This window comes from Cohnella xylanilytica (assembly GCF_014212175.1).
In the GTDB taxonomy this organism is placed as follows: domain Bacteria; phylum Bacillota; class Bacilli; order Paenibacillales; family Paenibacillaceae; genus Cohnella; species Cohnella xylanilytica.
Genome location: NZ_JACJVR010000056.1, coordinates 15,957 through 33,073 on the forward strand (window position 1 = coordinate 15,957; position 17,117 = coordinate 33,073).

Genomic DNA, 17,117 nt, shown 5'->3' on the forward strand with positions numbered 1-17,117 from the left:
CGGGGCATGGTAATATATGCCTTAGTAGCCATGAGATCGAGCGCGACGAGTTGCTTTAGGCCATGAAGGCATATGTCCGGCAATATCTGTTCCTGGTTCTCGGAGGGTTAATGATCGTCACGGGAATCGCTTATTCGGTTATCGATTTCATTCGCCATAACCCGTTCAAGGACCGAATCCCGCTGGAGGCGCCGGGGATCAGCCAATTGGCTTTGGAGCCGGGCCGCTATGGGATTTTCCACGAATATTCCTCGAGAGAGTACGATCTTGGAGCGCTGGAGGTGACGACGACGAACGGTCAAGCGACCGATTGGCAGTTGGAGGGGCTGGCGATCCATATCGGGAAGAACGGCTCCGGCGTTCCGGTCCGGATGAAGCCGGACACGGGCACGACCTTCTCGGTCAACGGGAAGAAGGCTCAGTCGCTGTACCGGATGACCGTCAACGAAGGGGGCGTCTACGACGTCGAAGTCGAGACGCCGGAGAACGCCCCGATTCGTCTCAGTCTCGTTCGCGACCTCGATGGACGGCTGCTTAAGGATCTGAAGCTGGCCGGGTACGCCGTGGCGGGCTCGGTTCCGTTGCTGCTCGCCGGCTGGTTCTTTTATTCGAGGGAAGAGCGCCGGAAGAGGCCGGCATTCGCGCGAAAACGCAGGAAAGGACGATAACCGGCGCGGCGATCCGATTCAACGGCTCCAATGGCTCTAATGTGCCCGTTATCGGTTGTTCGCCCACTCTTCCTTCAGCCCGAGGGTCCGGACGAGCTTCTCGGCGTCGTAATTCAGCTCGAAGATGGGCTTCTTGTTGCTGGATGCCAGGAACAGCAGCGCTCTCGGCTTCTGCCCGGGCTCCAGGAACAGATAGAGCTCGCGGATGGCGTCCGGGATTTTCTCGTTCCGGATACGGAGAGGTTCGGCGAACGGGAAATGGATCACGATGCCGCTTCGAGGGTTCACCTCGAAGCCTCCGTAGGCGGCCGGCGAAGATTCGAGCGCTTCCGTAACCGCACGGATCCACTCGGGAGCGAGCGGAACCGCCTTGACGACCTTCTCCTGCCTGACGCCGAACACCGCCGCCTTCGGGACGTCCGCGGCCGGACGGCTCGCGAGCGAGATCGCGGGCTCGAACGCAGGCATATACGCATAGAGCGGACGCGGGAATGTCGATAGCACCAAGATCGGCAGCAGGGCCGCGAGCAGCGACATGCCGACGATTCGATTTAGCTTGACGAACATGGGAATCACCTCCTTCGGAAGGGTTCCGCTTCGCGAAGGCGCTTATGCATTTTCCAACACAAAAAAACGATAATCCATAAACAAAGAAAAAAGAGCGCCCCTGTCTCCAATCCGGAGAATACGGGGCACTCCTTTATCTTGATCCGCCTGAGCGAGCGGATTAGACCGATTCCGCGGGGCGCGGCCGGGCGGACGGATTCCGGTGCATAAGAACGTAGTAGACCAGCGCGCCGAGCACGACCGACGCGGCACCGCAGAGGAACATGACGCGGTTGCTCGACGCCTGCGCGATGCCGCCGAGCAGAACCGAGCCGATTCCGATGCCGCCGTCGAAGAAGATGAACAATGTGCCGGTGGCGAGCCCCGTGCGCTCCTTGGGAGCCGATTGGATCGCGATCGTCTGCAGGCACGGGAACAGGCTGCCGAAGCCGAGGCCGATGAGCGCGCCCGAGAACAGGAACATAAACGCGGAATGGGAGGTCGCCAGCACGATCAAGCCGACGACGTAGAGCAGGATCGTCGGATAGACCATGTAGTTGCGGTGGAGCTTGTCGAACAGCTTGCCGGTGAACGGACGCGCCAGCACGATCATCGCCGCGTAGACGACGAAGTAATAGCTGGAGACGGATTCCAGGCCGAGCTCCTTGGCGTAGCCGGGCACGAAGCTCAGAATGCCGCTGTAGGCGATCGCGAGGAACAGCGCGACGAGCGAGATCGGCACCGCCTTCGGCTCCAACAGACTTTTCCAACGGAGCTTCGTCTTGGCCGGAGCCGCCGGCGCGGGAACGGAATCGGCGGCGGCAGCGGAAGCGGGCTTGCGGATGCGCGCGGTGACGAGACCGAGCAGCAGGCCCAGGACGCCGAAGACGATCAATATGGTGAAAAGAACGCCGAAGCTCCCGTGCTGGATAATGGTCAAGCCGAGGAAGGGGCCGAGAACCATGGCCAGGTTCATGGCCAGCGTATAGTAGCCGAGCCCTTCGCCCTTGCGCTCGGCCGGAATGAGCTCGGCGACGATCGTCCCGTTGCCCGTCGTCGCCGCCCCGAAGCTGAGGCCGTGCGCGAACCGAAGAACGAGCAGCACGCCGAACGCGGAGATGGCGGGGTAGACGAAGGCGCAGATCATGAAGACGACGAGGGCCAGCACGATCGCCTTCTTCCGCGCCGGACCGTCCATCCACCGGCCGGCGAACGGCCGTATGAGAACCGATGCGATGACGAAGGCCGTCATCACCCAGCCGGCTTGGCTCTGGTCGCCGCCCAGATGGTCGGTGACGAAGGAGGGCAGCGTGGCGGTCAAGCTGTAGAACGTAATAAAGACGAAAAAACTGCTGAAGCAGATGCTTAGAAAGTTGCCGGTCCATAATTTTTGCTGTTCCAAATGTCATTCGCCTCTTTGAGTGGATTCTTGTTGCGGAGTCGGACTGTCGGCGAGGAGCCGGACCGATCGGTCGGCGATTCGGATCAGAAGCTTCTTCATGGCGTCGAGCTCCTCCGCGGAGATTCCTTCCGTGACGGCGGAGATCACTTCCTCTTCGATCGGAACGAGCCGCTCGTACGTCTTCCGGCCTTCCGGGGTGACGAACGGGAGGAACGAGCGCCGGTCGTCCGGGTTCGGCCGCCGCACGACGAGTCCCTTCCGTTCCAGCTGGTCGAGAATGCGCGTAACGTTCGTCTGGTCCTTCCCGACGCGGTGCGCCAAGTCCTTCTGGCTGATGCCGTCCTCTTCGTTCAGCCGGGCGAGCACCGACCATTGCTCGGTCGTCACTTCATGCGGCAAGAACCGATGGCCGAGCAATTGGGATAAGCGCCTCCCGGTCTGGTTAATCTGGAATCCGATGGAGTCTTCCAGCTTCATAGCGACAGCCTCCGTCCATTTGCTTGCTATAGCAATTATATCTAAGGCATCTTGTTGCGTCAATGGCGGCGTCCCGGACAGCTTGAACATTCTCCCGCCAATTGATACGCTGTTCATGGAAGAAGTCCTTATTGGAGAGTGGCCACCGACATGATTACCCGCACGATCACCGCCTCGGAGAGCGGCAAGAGGCTGCACCGCTACTTGCGCAACCTGATGCCGAACCTTCCGCTCGGCCAGATCTATAAGATGATCGACCAAGGCAAGGCCAAAGTGAACGGCAAGCGCAAGAACCAAAATTACGAGCTGGCGGCCGGAGACGAGCTGACGCTCTACGTGAACGAAGATCAGTTCGGAGAGGCGTCCAAGGGCCAGAAGAAGACGAAGTACGTCGGCGTCAACGCCAATATCGACGTCGTCTACGAGGACGACCAACTGCTCGTCGCGATGAAGCCGGCCGGCATGCTGACCCACCCCGACAAGAGCGACCAGAAGGATACGCTGATCAACCGGGTTCACGCCTATTTGTACCGGAAGGGCGAGCTGGACAGCCCCCTGTTCATGCCGGCGACGGCGAACCGGCTCGACCGCAATACGAGCGGGCTGGTGCTGGTAGGCAAGACGGCCGGCATGCTGCACCAGTTGAACCAGTGGATCCAGAAGCACGAGCTGGAGAAGTATTACGTGACGATCGTGGAAGGAAGGCTCGAAGGCGAGGGGGAGCTGACGGGCAGCCTCATCCGGGACGAACGGAGCAACCGGACGCTCGTGGCGGGAAGCGCCGGCTCCAGCCGGGCGAAGGCCGGGGACAACGCGAAGGAGCTGTCGGCCGTCACGCGTTATCGCGCCTTGCAGACGGGGCGGGGCTACTCGCTCGTCGAAGTGGAGCTGGTCAGCGGCCGCACCCACCAGATCCGCACCCACTTCCAGAGCATCGGCCATTCGCTGCTGGGAGACGTCAAATACGGCGGCAAGCCGTTCGCGGGCGTCAATCATCAGCTGCTTCACGCCTGGCGCATCCGGCTGCCGGATGGACGGGAATTCCGGGCTCCGCTGCCCGACCTCATGCGCCGGACGATGGAGAAGGCGGGTTTGACGCTCGGCGCGCTGCCGAATGCCTGAAGCGCGAAGCTCCGGGGACCAAGAGGTCTCCGGGTTTTTTTTATGCGGAAAACTATTGCACTATGTGTATTAGGTGATATAATACACTTAAGTCAACCGAGATACGTGAAGGAGGTGCCCTCTTGAATGAGGTTACCGTCGGGGGCATGAGGTTCGAGCTCGATCTGAGCCAACCGCTGTACGAACAAGTGCTGGATCAAGTCCGAAGCTCGATTGCGAAAGGTGAGATAGCGTTGGGAGAGAAGATACCGTCTGTCCGCGAGATGGCGCAGGCGCTCAAGATCAATCCGAACACGGTCATGCGGGCTTACCAGGAGCTGGAGCGCGATCAGCTGACCGAGACGCGGCGCGGCCAGGGGACGTTCATTACGGCCGATGCCGAGAAGGTGAAGCATATCCGCTACAAGCTGGCGGAGGAAGCGGTCGAGGAATTCCTCGCGAAGCTGGGCAGTCTCGGCTTCACGGCGTCCGAGATCGCGGCGATTCTAAGAAGCAAGGGCGGTGAAGGGCAATGACGAAGGCAGCGATCCAAGGCTCGGGCCTGGTGAAGAGATACGGCCGGCGGAACGCGCTGGACGGCCTCGACATCGAGATCCCGGAGAATTCCGTCACGGCCGTGCTAGGGCCGAACGGAGCGGGCAAGTCGACGTTCATGCGCATGCTGACCGGTCTCGTGACGCCGGACCAGGGTACCCTTCGGGTGCTCGGCGAAGCGCCGTCCTGGAAGCTGAACGGCCGAATCTCGTACTTGCCGGACCGGGCGCGCTGGTACGAAGGGCATACCGTCGCCGAAGCGATCCGCTGGGGATCGAACCTGCTGCCGGGCTTCGACGCGGCCCAGGCGCTGCAGCTCGTCGAACAGCTCGGCCTGAAGGCCGACATGGACGTGAAGGGAATGTCCAAAGGGCAGGAAGCGCGGCTTATGCTGGCGATGTGCCTCGCCCGCGACGTTCCGCTGCTCGTGCTCGACGAGCCGTTCTCCGGCATCGACATGATCTCCCGCGAGCGAATCGTCGCCGCGCTGATCGACAGCTTCAGCGACCGCAGGCAGACGGTGCTGATCTGCACGCACGAGATTCCGGAGACCGAGAGCCTGTTCGACCACGCGGTCTTCCTGAACGACGGAACGGTCGCCCTGTCCGGAGACGTCGAGGAGCTTCGGGCGACCCGGGGCTCGGTCCAGGACATTTACCGCCAACTTTACGTCTAGGAGGGCAGGAGCGAATGCCTAACGAGAATAACGTGTTCGCCTATTTATTCAAGAACGACTTCCGCATGAACACGCGAAGAATGCTAACCCGCGCCTGGATGTGGGGTTACTTCGCGGCGATCGCGGTCGTCCTGGTCGTCGTAACGGCCGTATGGGGAGGAGAGAATCGGTTCAATCCCCGCTACCTTCTCTTTATCTGCTTCGGATTCCCGTTCATCGCCTTCGGGATCTCCTATTCGATTCTGAAGCGGGAATGGTCGAACGGGACGGTCGGCTGGTGGCTGACGCTTCCGTATTCCCGCTCCAAGCTGCTTCTGGCCAAGCTCGCGGCCGCGGCCGCGCAAGCGTACGTGCTGTTCCTGATTTACTTCATCGGCGTGCTGCTGCTTGAGCTGTTCAACGTCCTCCTTCATGGCAACGCCTGGAGCGAGATCGGCGAATTCCTGACGGTCGAAGGGGAATATCTGTTCGTCGTCCTGGTCATCTCGCCGTTCATGCTGGCGCTCGGGCAGCTGGCGGCAACCGTCGCCCGCACGAAGCTGAGGCCGCTCCTGCCGCTCGTCTGGATCGTGTTCGCCCTCGCCGGGAACGGGTTCGGCTGGTTGAACGTGAACGCCGGGGACGACGGGCGGATCGAATCGATCGCCGTGTTCGGCGAATCGGCCGCGGCCTGGCTCTGGCTGCTCATTCCGGCTTCGTGGCTGATCGCTTCGATTCTGTTCGCCGGAGCGGTGCGCTTGACCCGGAAGCATCTGATTCTGTAGGGGAGAAAGGGGAGACTTGGCGATGAGCAAGGCGATCACGATCGCGGGGCTGGCCAAATCGTACGAAGGCAAGCCGGCTCTTCGGAATATCGGCTTCGAGGTTCGGGAAGGAAGCTGCTTCGGGCTGCTCGGGCCGAACGGCGCGGGCAAGTCGACGACGATGAAGATTCTGTCCGGGCTGCTCGATCCGGACCGCGGCGACGTCCGCGTCATGGGCAAGGAGCTGCGCAGGAACGCCGCGGAGATCCGGGAGAAGATCGGCTACGTGCCGCAGTCGATCACCTTGTACGAGAAGCTGAGCGCGTACGACAACCTCGTTTTCTTCGGGGAGATGTACGGTGTCCGGGGCGGCGAGCTGAAGCGGAGAATCGCGGACGTGCTCGGCCGGGTCGGCTTGGCGGATCGGGCCAAGGACGCGGTGTCCTCCTTCTCCGGAGGGATGAAGAGAAGGGTGAACATCGCCGCCGCGCTGCTGCACCGCCCGCGAGTTCTGATCATGGACGAACCGACCGTCGGCATCGATCCGCAGTCGCGCAACCATATCTTCGAGATGATCCGTTCCTTGCAGAAGGAAGGCGTGACCGTCCTCTATTCGACGCACTACATGGAAGAGGTCGAGAGTCTGTGCGACGAGCTGGCGATCATCGACCACGGGGAAGTGATCGCGAGCGGCGGCCTCGGCGAGGTGTTGGACCGGTTCGGATCGCAGGCTGTCTATCTGGAGCTGAACGGGCCGCAGGAGTCGCAGGCGCAGGGGCAGGAGCAGGAGCAGGAGCCTCCGGCGCCCGCCGGCTTCGACCGTCCGGAGCGGAAGGACCGAGGCTGGATCGTGCGGACGAATTCGCCTCTAGAGGCGATCGCGGCTTGGGCCGAAGCCTGCAAGGCCAAGTCGCTTCCGGTGAAGCAATTGGAGATCGTGCGGCCGTCGCTGGAGACGGTGTTCCTGTCGCTGACCGGAACGACGCTGCGGGATACTTAGAACGGAGAGGGGATTACGGCCATGGCGTTAAGCATCGCGGTCAAGGAATGGAAGCTGCTGCTGAAGGAGAAGGGGACGTTCTTCTGGCTGCTTCTGATGCCGGTTCTGTTCATCGTCCTGTTCGGGTCGGTGCTCGGCAATCTCGGAGGCTCGGACGTGTCGGTGCCCTACATCGATCTTGACAAGTCCGCCGCGTCGCAATCGTTCCTGCAGGCGCTGGGGGAGAAGAGCGGTTATAAATTGGTCGAAAAGAATCCGGGAGAACGGGACGATCAATTGTCCCGTATTCGCGACGGCAAGGAGGCCGCCCTGCTCGTCGTGCCGCAAGGCTTCGCGAACGGCGTCTCCGGCCAAGGCGGCGAGCAGGCCTCGGTCGAGCTGTACAGCGACCCGACTTCGCAGACCGTCGCTCCTCTGAAGGCGGCGATCGAGAACGTCGCCGGAGGCATGCGCGAATCGAAGATCGAGGGAGCGCTCATGGCGGCCGGGGAGACTGGCGAGCAGCTCCAAGCCGCGCTGGCGTCGCCGCTGCGAATCGACGACAAGCCGCAGGTCGCCTCGGCGGGCAACGCCGTCACCCAGGTCGTGCCCGGCTACACCGTCATGTTCGTTTTCTTCGTCATCATCTCCATGATTCGCCGCTTCATCGGCGACAAGACGACGGGCATGACCGCCCGCCTCCGCACGACGAGAATGACGCCGATCGGCTACCTGCTCGGCATGTGGCTCGCTTATCTGGTCGTGGCGCTGGCCCAATGCTCGGTGCTGCTCGCGTTCGGACATTTCGCGTACGACGTGCAGCTCGGGGATCTGGGCGCGATCGCGGCGCTCGTCATCACGCTGGCCGTCTGCGGTACGGGGATCGGGCTCGCGATCTGCATGCTCGTCCGCGGCGAGAACCAGGGGATGGCGTTCACGCAGCTGCTGACGATGGGCGGCGCCGTGCTCGGCGGCCTGTGGTTCCCGGTCGAATACATGCCGAAGGCGATGAAGACGGTCAGTCATTTCGTCCCGCAGTATTGGGCGCAGAAGGCGTTCCAGGACATCATGGTGCGGGGAGACCACCTGGCTGGCATTCTTCCGTCGCTGGCCGCGCTGGCCGCGTTCGCCGCGGCGGGCCTCCTCGTCGCGCTGCTCCGCTTCCGCGGCTTCATGAAGTCGGCGCTGGATTAGCCGGTCCGACTGACAAGATAAAGGCTCCGCCTTCGCGCTTTACGCGCGCCGAGGCGGAGCCTTTTTTCAGCTTTGACGCGTTTGCCTACCGACGAGCCGATTCTCGCCGACCTGAATATCTTTCCTGCAAGCAAGCGGATTAACTTGTACGAAATTTCGAACAAAATCGTCCACATTATCAAAATCAACCGAATTTGTACGATTTTTCATACAACAATCGATCAAGGGTCTTTTCGAGATCGAATTTGTATGATTTTTCATACAAAATACGTCGAGGCGTCTTTTTGGGATCGAAGTTGTATGATTTTTCATACAAAGATCAAGGAAGACGCCTTCTCGAAACCGAATTTGTATGATTTTTCATACAACGTCTCATACAACGTCTCATACAGCGCTCATACAGAGGTCTCATGCAGCGTTCAAGAAAGACGCCTTCTCGAGGGAGAATCGGGTTCGAATCCAACTAACGCAGGACGCGTTCCGTCTAGTGAAACGGCAATTGAAGTTTATGTCGGCGCGGCTACCGCGTTCAAGGCTTGGAAGGGACCGAGCGCTTCTTCGGCCGGTGCAGGAACAGGGAGAAGAACAGGCCGACGAGCGTGATGCCCGTCGCGACGACGAAGGCGTCGTTAATGCCGCTGATCGTCGACGCCTTGGTGGCGAGCCCGCCCAGGATGGTGAGGGCGTAGGCGCCGCCTACCTCGAGCGGAAGGCCGGTCGCCGCCGCGACGCCGGCTTCGAAGCCGCCGATCATCTCCGCCGAGATCGGATTGTTCAACGTCAGGTTGTTCGAATACGAGGCGAGGTGATCGTTCGTCCGCGTGGACATGACCGTGACGAGCAGGGCCGTGCCGAACGAGCTGGCCACCTGCCGCATCGTATTGGAGACGGCCGTGCCCGAGCTCTTGAGGGAGATCGGCAAGGCGTTCAGCCCTTCCGTCATAATCGTCATCATGATGAAGCTCATCCCGAAGCTGCGCAGGGCGTACAGCGCCATCAGATGGGCGTATGTCGACTCGTCCGTCAGCTTCGTGAACTGGTACGTCGTAATCGCCGTGATGAGCAGCCCGACGATGGCGAGCGGCCGCACTCCGATCTTGTCGAACAGCGACCCGGAGATCGGGGACATGATGCCCATCAGGATGGCGCCGGGCAGCAGGAGCAGGCCGGATTCGAGCGCCGTATAGCCCCGGATGTTCTGGATGTAGATCGGGAGCAGCAGCATGGCGCCGAACATCGCCATGTTGACGACGACGCTGACGACCGTCGACATCGTGAACGTGAAGTTCCCGAACACCTTCAGGCTGAGCAGCGGCGCTTCGGCCGTCAGCTGGCGATAGATGAAGAAGAACAGGAACACGAGCCCGACGATGATCGACGTATCGACGATCGGGTCCCCCCAGCCCCTGCTGCCCGCTTCGCTGAGTCCGTACAGAAGCGCGCCGAACCCGATGGTCGAGAAGACGGCTCCCGCCCAGTCCAGCTTCGGGTAGGTCAGCTTCAGAACGTTGGGCAGGAACCGGAACGTCAGAATCACCTCGATCGCCCCGAGCGGGACCATGACGAAGAACAGGATCCGCCAGGAGAAATGCTCGACCATGTAGCCGGCGAACGTCGGCCCGACCGCCGGGGCGAACATCATCGCGATGCCCATCGTCCCCATCGCCTTCCCCATCTGGTCCGGGGGGAAGATGCGCAGGAAGATGTTCGTGACGAGCGGCATCAGCACGCCGGCTCCGATCGCCTGCACGATTCGTCCCGCGAGAACGACCGCGAACGATGGTCCGATGCCGCAGATGAGGGAGCCGACGGTGAACATCGCCATGGCGATCGCGAACAGGAGCCGGGTCGGAACCGACTCCATCAGGAAGGCGCTGATCGGAATCATGATCGCGTTCGCCAGCATGAAGCCGGTGGACAGCCATTGAACGGTGGTGGTGGAGACGTTCAGATCGTTCATCATGTGCGGGATGGCCACGTTGACCATCGTCTGGTTCAGAATCGCGATGAACATCCCGCAGATGAGCACGGTGACCGTCGGGGCGATGCTCCGGTTCTCCATGACCTTCCCCTCGCTTATTTATGAATTCGGATTCTCGCGCTTAAGCCGGGAACGAGGCCGAGTCCGCGGTACCCGTCCAGCTGGATCGTAACCGGGATCACTTGCGTCACCTTCGTGTAATTCCCCGTCGTGTTCGAAGCCGGAAGCAGGGAGAACGTGCCGGCCGTCGCCAATCCGATCTGGGACACCCTGCCCGTCAGCGTCGTCCCCGAATAGGCGTCGACGTACACGTCGACCGTCTGGTTCAGCTTGACGTCGTTGATCTTCGTCTCCTTGATATTCGCCGTGACCCACAGGTTGTCCAGGTCGTACGCCTTCGCGAGCGAGCTCCCGGCGCCGACGATGGAGTTGACGACTCCGTTCTGCTGGACGACGGTGCCCGAAGCCGGAACGGTAATGGACACGGCCCCCTTGTCCGAACGAACCGTTCCGATGACCTGGCCCACGGTATACGCCTGGCCGACCTTGCCTCTCCAGTCCTGCAGCACGCCTGCCGCGGGAGCGGCGATGGTGACCGCCTGCCCGTCGACCTTCGCGTTGTCCGTCGTGATGTAGTTGATCGACTGATTATAGTAGTAAATCGCCGCACCGCCGCCCGCCACGATGATCAGGATGACGATGAGGTTAATCAGCACGAGGCGCGAACTTTTCATAAGCCGAAGGTTCCTTTCCTGGCCTAGCCATTGGAGTGTACGTTGCGTTAGCTTGCCTCCGATCGCCCTCGATTATCAGAATCAGGGGCGAGACGGGCCCGTGCATACGATTCGCGCGGAGCGCTCAAAGTATTAGAATCCGCAATCGTTGGAGGGTTGGAGGGGCAGCATGAACATCTACGTGGTTTACGACAGCGAAGACGGGCATACGGAGGCGCTCGCCCATTCGATCGCCCAAGGGGCGAGGGGAGTTCAAGGAGCGAGGGTCCATCTGCACCATGTGGAGCGGGCGGACGTGCGAGAGCTGGACAAGATGGACGCCATTATCTGGGGGTGTCCGGGGCACTTCGGGAGCATCAGCGCGGGGCTCAAGGCGTGGATCGACAAGCTTGGCTATCTATGGGCGCACGGCAAGCTCGTCGACAAGCTCGGGGCCGTCTTCTGCACGACGGCCACCGAGCACGGCGGCATCGAAGCGACCATGCTGAATCTGATCACCCCGATGCTGCATCAAGGAATGATAATCGTCGGGCTGCCGGCGACGGTGCCGGAGAACGCGCTGTACGGGTCGTATTACGGGGTCGGCATCACGTGCCGGCTGGAGGACTCGCCCGACGACCCCCCCAACATGCCGACGGAGGACGATCTGGCGCTGGGCCGGGCTCTCGGCAGACGGGTCGCCCAGCTGACGGCGCGGTTCGCCGCCAAGCGGGAGGGATAGGCGATGCTGGTCATCGGTTACGCCGTCTTCGCGATTCTCGTCATCGTCATTCTCATCGTGTTCAACGTGAAGGCTTCGAAGCGGGCCGCGAACGGCAAGGAGCCGAATCCGATCGCGGTTCCGGAGGACCTCTCGGACCGGGAACGGCCTCCGGGAGGCGCGAAGCCCGAGCCTCTCGAGACGCTCGGGACGGAGAGTGCCGCGGGGAATCGCTCGGAGGACGGATTGGATCCGGGGTTGGAAAAGGAGGGGGCGGCCGCGCGTCCGGATCCGGCGGACGGGGAAGCCCGCGCCGGCGAAGCTCCCCGAGACCGGGGCGCGGGGACGCCGTCCGCCGGTCGGGACGAACCGGATGCCGATTCGCGGCTCTCGCAGCGGAGCGGGGCGTGGACCCGTACGAACGACCGGCACTTCCGGCAGGCGCTGCGGCAGCTGAAGACGGGAGCGGACGAATCCGAGCCGCATGCGAACGAAGCGCTTCAGCAGGAGAAGATTATCTCCGATACGGAATACCGCAAGGCGCTGCATAATCTGCGGAAGCCGAAGGACGACCGTCCGTAATCGGGCGCGAACCTCTCGGAATCGTTGTCCATACGGGAGGGACGGATAGATGCCGGGCATCGATTCGTTCCTTTTTGGCATGTTTTCCCGCCGCGAACTGTGCTAATCTGGGTCTATATGCCGGTTGTCGGGAGGGGGAGGCGAATGGCGGGCCATCCGGCCTATATTCTCTATACGGTTCTGATGGGGATCGCCTTGCTTATTGGCGGAATCGCCTTGCTGGCGTCGCGAAGGAACAAAGTTGTTTTTCGCGTATTTGTGGCGTCGTTGCCTGTTTTTCTGGCGGTTCAATGCTATTATTGGATCCCGGACGCGAACCGGTATGCCAAGGGCTACCTGTTCCCGAGCCGCACCTACAGCTGCGCGGACGCCGAGGAGCTCAGAGACCTTGTCTTGCCGCTGCCCCGAAGAACGGTGCTGACGGGGAAGGAAGACGCCTGTTCCCCGAATTATGCGACGCCTTGGGGAATCGAGGCTTACCGATCCTTTTATAAGGACGAATTGGAAGCTCTTCGAAGCCGGGGGGTTATCCGCGAATATCGGTACATAGAGGCGAAGGAGTCGGGAAGGACGGTTCGCTGGAGTTATGTGGCGGTGCTTCCGTCGGGTTCGGAGCTCGAGATCCTCCTTCGCGAAGCGGAAGGGAGCGGGCTGATGACGATCGACTACAAAGAGAACCAGGGAACTCCGTCGGCGTGAAGTTCCCTGGTCCTGGATGGTTGCACGGCTTCTAGGCCGATTAGAAAAGAAACTCGTCCGGATTCGGCCCGAAGCGGCGATTCTCGTTCAGCGCGTCGATCCGAGCCATGTCCTCTTCGGATAATTCGAAGTCGAACAGGTCCGCGTTCTCGGCGATGCGCGTCGGGGTGACCGACTTCGGAATGGTGACGACGCCGTGCTGCAGGTCCCAGCGAAGGACGACCTGGGCCGGGGATTTGCCGTGCTTCGCGGCGATCTCCTTCAGCGTCGGGATGTCGAGATTGCCCTGCATGAGCGGACTCCAGGCTTCGAGCTGGATGCCGTTCTCCTTGCAGTAGGCGAGCAGTTCCTTCTGGGTTAGAAGGGGATGGAACTCGACCTGGTTGACCATCGGCGCGATCTCGCTCGCTTCCGCCAGCTTCCGCAGATGATGGACGTGGAAGTTGCTCACGCCGATGGCGCGCACGCGGCCGTCCGCGTACAGCTTCTCGAACGCGCGCCACGTCTCGACGTACTTGTCCTTGCCCGGCCAATGGATGAGCAGCAGGTCGATCACGTCGATGCCGAGCCGCTCGCGGCTCTCCTCGAAGGCGGCCAGCGTCCGGTCGTAGCCTTGATCCTCGTTCCAGATCTTCGTCGTGACGAACAGCTCCTCCCTCGGCACGCCGCACGTGCGGATCGCTTGGCCGACGTCGGCTTCGTTGCGGTACACCTTGGCCGTATCGATGCTCCGATAGCCGGCTTTAACGGCCGCGTGGATGGCGCGTTCCGCTTCTCCTTCCGCCGTCACCTTCCAGACGCCGAGCCCCACCCTGGGCATCTCGACTCCGTTGCGCAGCTTCGTCTTCGTTCCGATGGATAACGTCATGGAATTGTCCCTCCTGGAATAGATAGCGATTATGGAATTGAGTTGGTTCTCGTTAGATGAACAGAGCGAGGAACGCCTCGCGGTCGACCGGGCCGAAGTAGAACGGCAGATCGACTTCCGCGAGCGCCGCTTCGATCGACGGGCGGTCGTAACGAACGCCGACCAGCCGGCTCGTCACGTCGGACACTTCCCCGCGGCCGAAAAAGTCTCCGTAGACGGCCGCCTCGCGAATCTCTCCCTTTTCTACGTTAAGACGCACGTCGAACGTGCCCGCGCCCTCGATTCTTCTCACCTGCTGCACGTTAAACGCCGGCGACAAGCCGTAGTTCCAATCCCAGCTGCGATAGCGGCTGTCGGCCAGTTCGCGCACGGCGTTCCAGTCGTCCTCGCCCAGCTTGTACTCCGGAATGTCCGTGCCGCCGAAGATCGATTCGAGCACGAACCGCTTGAACTCGCCGATCGTCATCGGCTCCCGCAGAAATTCCGCGATGTTCGCGACGCGGCTGCGCACCGACTTCGTCGCCTTCGATTCGAACTTGAGCGGGTTCGCCTTCAGGGCCGAAGCGACGTTCTCCATATGCGAGTCGAACAGCAGGGTGCCGTGGCTGAACATGCGCCCCTTGGTGGAGAACTGGGCGTTGCCCGAGATCTTCCGCTCGCCGACCTGGATGTCGTTGCGGCCGCTCAGCTCGGCTTCGACGCCCAGTCTCCGCAGCGCCTCGACGACCGGAGCCGTGAATTTGCGGAAGTTGTGGAACGACTGCCCGTCGTCGCGGGTGATGAAGCTGAAGTTGAGGTTGCCGTGATCGTGGTAGACGGCTCCTCCGCCGGACAGCCGGCGAACGACGTGGATGCCGTGCTCGCGAACGTAGTCCGCGTTCACTTCCTCGGCGGTGTTCTGGTTTTTGCCGATGATGATGGACGGTTCGTTGATATAGAAAAGCAGGTAATCGTTCTCCGCCGGCAGCTTGCGCAGAATGTACTCCTCCAGCGCCAAGTTGAGCGCGGGATCGTGGCCGTTGCCGTTGTCGATGAACAGCATCTCTTCGTTCCTCCTTCTTGCCGGATTCGCCGATGGGCGTATTCCTTTATTTTACGGCACGATCCGGTCGAGAACAAATGGGCTCCGCCAAGGGGAGGAAGGAGTTGACTTTCGCGACTCGTCATAATAGAATGGGTTTACGTAAAAATTAATTTTTAGGTGATTCCGATGGATTCGTTGCCCGCCATTGCCGAAGTGTACCGCCTCGAGACGCCCGAGCAGGCGCTCGCCCTGCTCAACCCGATCCGCGCGGACATTCTCCGGCTGCTCGCCGAACCGGCTTCGGCTTCCGAGGTGGGCCGGCAGATGGGAGAAGCGCCGCAGAAGATCAACTATCACTTGAAGAGCCTCGAGAAGGTCGGTCTCGTGAACCGAAGCGGCACCCGCCAGGTGAAGAATCTGATCGAGGTGCTGTACCGGGCGGTCGCGAAGACGTACGTCATTCCCGACTCGTTCGGCTGGTCGGAGGAGCTGAAGAACCGCATGACGGATCAAGGCGCTCTCCGCCAGCTGCTCAACGTGTCGGAGCGGCTCCGCCAGGACGCGCTTAAGCTGATGGAAGCTTCGGACGCGCAAGAGGAAGTGCCGAGCGCCGTCGTGGAGACGGATCTCGCCCTTCCGGACGAGGAGACGCGGCAGGCCTTCCTTCGCGATTACGCGGAGGCGGTCCGGGCCGTCGTGAAGCGATACCATGCGAAGGGGGCCGCGGATTCGGACGGCGCGTTCCGCGCCGTGCTGGCCGTCTATCCCCGCGTCGATCAAGGAGGAGGAAGCGGGCATGAGTAGCAGGAACGAGACCGGCGATATCCTGATCTGGGAGCGAAGGGTCGCGAACGGGAAGGAAGCGCAGGGGAAAGACGCAGACTGGAAGCACGCGGTCGGTAAGGACGCGGTCGGAAAGGCTGGGGCAGGGAAGGACGCTGCAGGGAAGGCTGGGGCAGAGAAGGACGCTGCGGGGAAGGCAGCTCCAGGGAGGGCTGCGGCAGGGAAGGCTGCGATCGGAAACGAAGCGGGCGACAAAGCCGTCATCGGCGAAGCGACCGTGCGGACGGTCCCGCTCGGCGACGAAGCGGATGCCGAAGCGGCTCCGGCGCTTCGGATCGTCTCTTCCGGCTTCGGCGAACGGACTCGCGAGACGGCTTCGGCTCGCCTGCAGACGGCGCGCGCCGGCATAAGGATGAGCATGAGCGCAAGCTTGAGCATGAATCTGCGGAACGCGGCCTGATCGCTGGCTGCATTCTAGCCCAGGAGGGAGATTATCATGAGTTACGTACCCGTCGTCGTCGAACAGACGAACAAGGGAGAGCGTTCGTACGACATTTATTCGCGGCTGCTGAAGGACCGGATCGTCTTCCTCGGCTCCGCGATCGACGACGATACGGCCAATGCCGTCGTCGCCCAGCTGCTGTTCCTCGCCGCGGACGATCCGGAGAAGGACATCCATATGTACATCAACTGTCCGGGCGGATCGACGACCGCGGGTCTCGCCATCTACGATACGATGCAGTACATCAAGCCGGACGTCTCCACGATCTGCGTTGGCTTCGCCGCCTCGTTCGGAGCCGTTCTGCTCGCGGCGGGCGCGAAGGGGAAGCGGGTCGCGCTGCCGAACGCCGAGATCATGATCCATCAGCCGTGGCTGAGCGGCGGCTTGAAGGGCCAAGCGTCGGACATCGCCATCCACGCCGAGAACATCATCAAGACGCGCGACCGGCTGAACCGGATTCTGGCCGAGCGCTCCGGCCAGCCGCTCGAGAAGGTAGCGAAGGACACGGACCGCGACTACTACATGACCGCGGAAGAAGCGCAGAACTACGGGCTCGTCGACCGCGTGCTGGCCTAAGGCCGGCCGGCGGCAATGCCGGCCCGTCGGGACCGCTTGAAGGCATTAGGCCTTCAGCGGTCCTATTGGCATGCCGACGGAAACGAACCGGCGCCGCACTCGCAATCGAGCGCTGGTCCAGCTCCCCGTTAATACCGCAGCTGCCGCTCGGAGTAACTCCAAAAAAAAGCAGAACAACAGCTCGTCGAAGACCCTCAAACCGTTGGAGATACTCGAAAAAGTAGAACAACAGCCCACCGGAGAGCCTCAAACCGTTGGAGATACTCGAAAAAGTAGAACAACAGCCCACCAAAGAGCCTCTAACCGTTGGAGATACTCGAAAAAGTA

At 61.6% G+C, this 17,117-nt stretch carries 20 protein-coding genes; 13 read left to right on the forward strand and 7 right to left on the reverse strand.

Annotation, left to right across the window (positions count from 1 at the left end; all coding sequences use genetic code 11):
• Positions 1–62: 62 nt before the first annotated feature.
• Positions 63–668 carry a hypothetical protein gene (locus tag H7B90_RS14545; RefSeq protein WP_185136615.1) on the forward strand — a complete coding sequence of 202 codons (606 nt, stop codon included), beginning with the start codon at positions 63–65 and terminating at the stop codon, positions 666–668.
• Positions 669–716: 48 nt separating this feature from the next.
• On the opposite strand, the gene H7B90_RS14550 is transcribed toward H7B90_RS14545, so the two are convergent.
• The 3 genes from H7B90_RS14550 to H7B90_RS14560 form a co-directional block, all read right to left on the reverse strand.
• A complete protein-coding gene (locus H7B90_RS14550; RefSeq protein ID WP_185136616.1) occupies positions 717–1,235 on the reverse strand; it encodes a hypothetical protein in 519 nt (172 codons plus the stop codon).
• A 160-nt stretch (positions 1,236–1,395) separates the two neighbouring features.
• Positions 1,396–2,616, reverse strand: coding sequence for an MFS transporter (locus H7B90_RS14555; protein WP_185136617.1), 1,221 nt, complete (start codon positions 2,614–2,616; stop codon positions 1,396–1,398).
• A gap of 3 nt (positions 2,617–2,619) precedes the next feature.
• Positions 2,620–3,093, reverse strand: coding sequence for a MarR family winged helix-turn-helix transcriptional regulator (locus H7B90_RS14560; protein WP_185136618.1), 474 nt, complete (start codon positions 3,091–3,093; stop codon positions 2,620–2,622).
• Between the two features lie 150 nt (positions 3,094–3,243).
• Between H7B90_RS14560 and H7B90_RS14565 the strand changes: the two genes are divergently transcribed.
• The 6 genes from H7B90_RS14565 (at position 3,244) to H7B90_RS14590 (ending at position 8,341) form a co-directional block, all read left to right on the forward strand.
• Positions 3,244–4,215 (forward strand): RluA family pseudouridine synthase, encoded by a 972-nt coding sequence (locus H7B90_RS14565; RefSeq protein ID WP_185136619.1) that lies wholly within the window; start codon positions 3,244–3,246, stop codon positions 4,213–4,215.
• 122 nt (positions 4,216–4,337) lie between these two features.
• Positions 4,338–4,730 (forward strand): GntR family transcriptional regulator, encoded by a 393-nt coding sequence (locus tag H7B90_RS14570; RefSeq protein ID WP_185136620.1) that lies wholly within the window; start codon positions 4,338–4,340, stop codon positions 4,728–4,730.
• Positions 4,727–5,425 (forward strand): ABC transporter ATP-binding protein, encoded by a 699-nt coding sequence (locus tag H7B90_RS14575; RefSeq protein WP_185136621.1) that lies wholly within the window; start codon positions 4,727–4,729, stop codon positions 5,423–5,425. Before H7B90_RS14570 ends, H7B90_RS14575 begins: the two co-directional genes overlap by 4 nt.
• A 14-nt stretch (positions 5,426–5,439) precedes the next feature.
• Positions 5,440–6,189: an ABC transporter permease subunit gene (locus H7B90_RS14580; RefSeq protein WP_185136622.1), complete on the forward strand. Its 750-nt coding sequence runs from the start codon at positions 5,440–5,442 to the stop codon at positions 6,187–6,189.
• 22 nt (positions 6,190–6,211) lie between these two features.
• Complete coding sequence (locus tag H7B90_RS14585; RefSeq protein WP_185136623.1) at positions 6,212–7,168, forward strand: ABC transporter ATP-binding protein; 957 nt, start codon at positions 6,212–6,214, stop codon at positions 7,166–7,168.
• A gap of 21 nt (positions 7,169–7,189) precedes the next feature.
• On the forward strand, positions 7,190–8,341 hold the full coding sequence (locus H7B90_RS14590) for an ABC transporter permease (protein ID WP_185136624.1): 1,152 nt from the start codon (positions 7,190–7,192) through the stop codon (positions 8,339–8,341).
• A gap of 529 nt (positions 8,342–8,870) precedes the next feature.
• Here the strand turns inward: H7B90_RS14590 and H7B90_RS14595 are convergent.
• Complete coding sequence (locus H7B90_RS14595; protein ID WP_185136625.1) at positions 8,871–10,403, reverse strand: DHA2 family efflux MFS transporter permease subunit; 1,533 nt, start codon at positions 10,401–10,403, stop codon at positions 8,871–8,873.
• A gap of 14 nt (positions 10,404–10,417) precedes the next feature.
• Complete coding sequence (locus tag H7B90_RS14600) at positions 10,418–11,056, reverse strand: biotin/lipoyl-containing protein (protein ID WP_185136626.1); 639 nt, start codon at positions 11,054–11,056, stop codon at positions 10,418–10,420.
• Between the two features lie 169 nt (positions 11,057–11,225).
• Here H7B90_RS14600 and H7B90_RS14605 point away from each other — a divergent pair, with 169 nt between their 5' ends.
• The 3 genes from H7B90_RS14605 (at position 11,226) to H7B90_RS14615 (ending at position 13,037) form a co-directional block, all read left to right on the forward strand.
• The gene (locus H7B90_RS14605) at positions 11,226–11,777 is read left to right on the forward strand and encodes an NAD(P)H-dependent oxidoreductase (protein ID WP_185136627.1); all 552 of its coding nucleotides are present in this window, start codon (positions 11,226–11,228) and stop codon (positions 11,775–11,777) included.
• Positions 11,778–11,780: 3 nt separating this feature from the next.
• Entirely contained in the window at positions 11,781–12,338 is a 558-nt protein-coding gene (locus H7B90_RS14610) for a hypothetical protein (protein ID WP_185136628.1), read from the forward strand.
• Between the two features lie 144 nt (positions 12,339–12,482).
• Positions 12,483–13,037 carry a hypothetical protein gene (locus H7B90_RS14615; RefSeq protein ID WP_185136629.1) on the forward strand — a complete coding sequence of 185 codons (555 nt, stop codon included), beginning with the start codon at positions 12,483–12,485 and terminating at the stop codon, positions 13,035–13,037.
• Between the two features lie 40 nt (positions 13,038–13,077).
• Here H7B90_RS14615 and H7B90_RS14620 read toward each other — a convergent pair whose 3' ends face one another.
• Together H7B90_RS14620 and lplA are read right to left on the reverse strand one after the other, a co-directional pair.
• Positions 13,078–13,905 carry an aldo/keto reductase gene (locus H7B90_RS14620; RefSeq protein ID WP_185136630.1) on the reverse strand — a complete coding sequence of 276 codons (828 nt, stop codon included), beginning with the start codon at positions 13,903–13,905 and terminating at the stop codon, positions 13,078–13,080.
• Positions 13,906–13,957: 52 nt separating this feature from the next.
• Positions 13,958–14,947: a lipoate--protein ligase gene (gene lplA / locus H7B90_RS14625; protein ID WP_185136631.1), complete on the reverse strand. Its 990-nt coding sequence runs from the start codon at positions 14,945–14,947 to the stop codon at positions 13,958–13,960.
• A 168-nt stretch (positions 14,948–15,115) separates the two neighbouring features.
• Here lplA and H7B90_RS14630 point away from each other — a divergent pair, with 168 nt between their 5' ends.
• The 3 genes from H7B90_RS14630 to clpP are packed head-to-tail and all read left to right on the forward strand — an operon-like array spanning position 15,116 to position 16,790.
• The gene (locus tag H7B90_RS14630; RefSeq protein ID WP_185136632.1) at positions 15,116–15,733 is read left to right on the forward strand and encodes a helix-turn-helix domain-containing protein; all 618 of its coding nucleotides are present in this window, start codon (positions 15,116–15,118) and stop codon (positions 15,731–15,733) included.
• On the forward strand, positions 15,726–16,172 hold the full coding sequence (locus tag H7B90_RS14635) for a hypothetical protein (protein ID WP_185136633.1): 447 nt from the start codon (positions 15,726–15,728) through the stop codon (positions 16,170–16,172). Before H7B90_RS14630 ends, H7B90_RS14635 begins: the two co-directional genes overlap by 8 nt.
• A gap of 36 nt (positions 16,173–16,208) precedes the next feature.
• Positions 16,209–16,790, forward strand: a complete 582-nt coding sequence (clpP, locus tag H7B90_RS14640) for an ATP-dependent Clp endopeptidase proteolytic subunit ClpP (protein WP_185136634.1) — start codon at positions 16,209–16,211, stop codon at positions 16,788–16,790.
• The last annotated feature ends 327 nt before the right edge of the window (positions 16,791–17,117 follow it).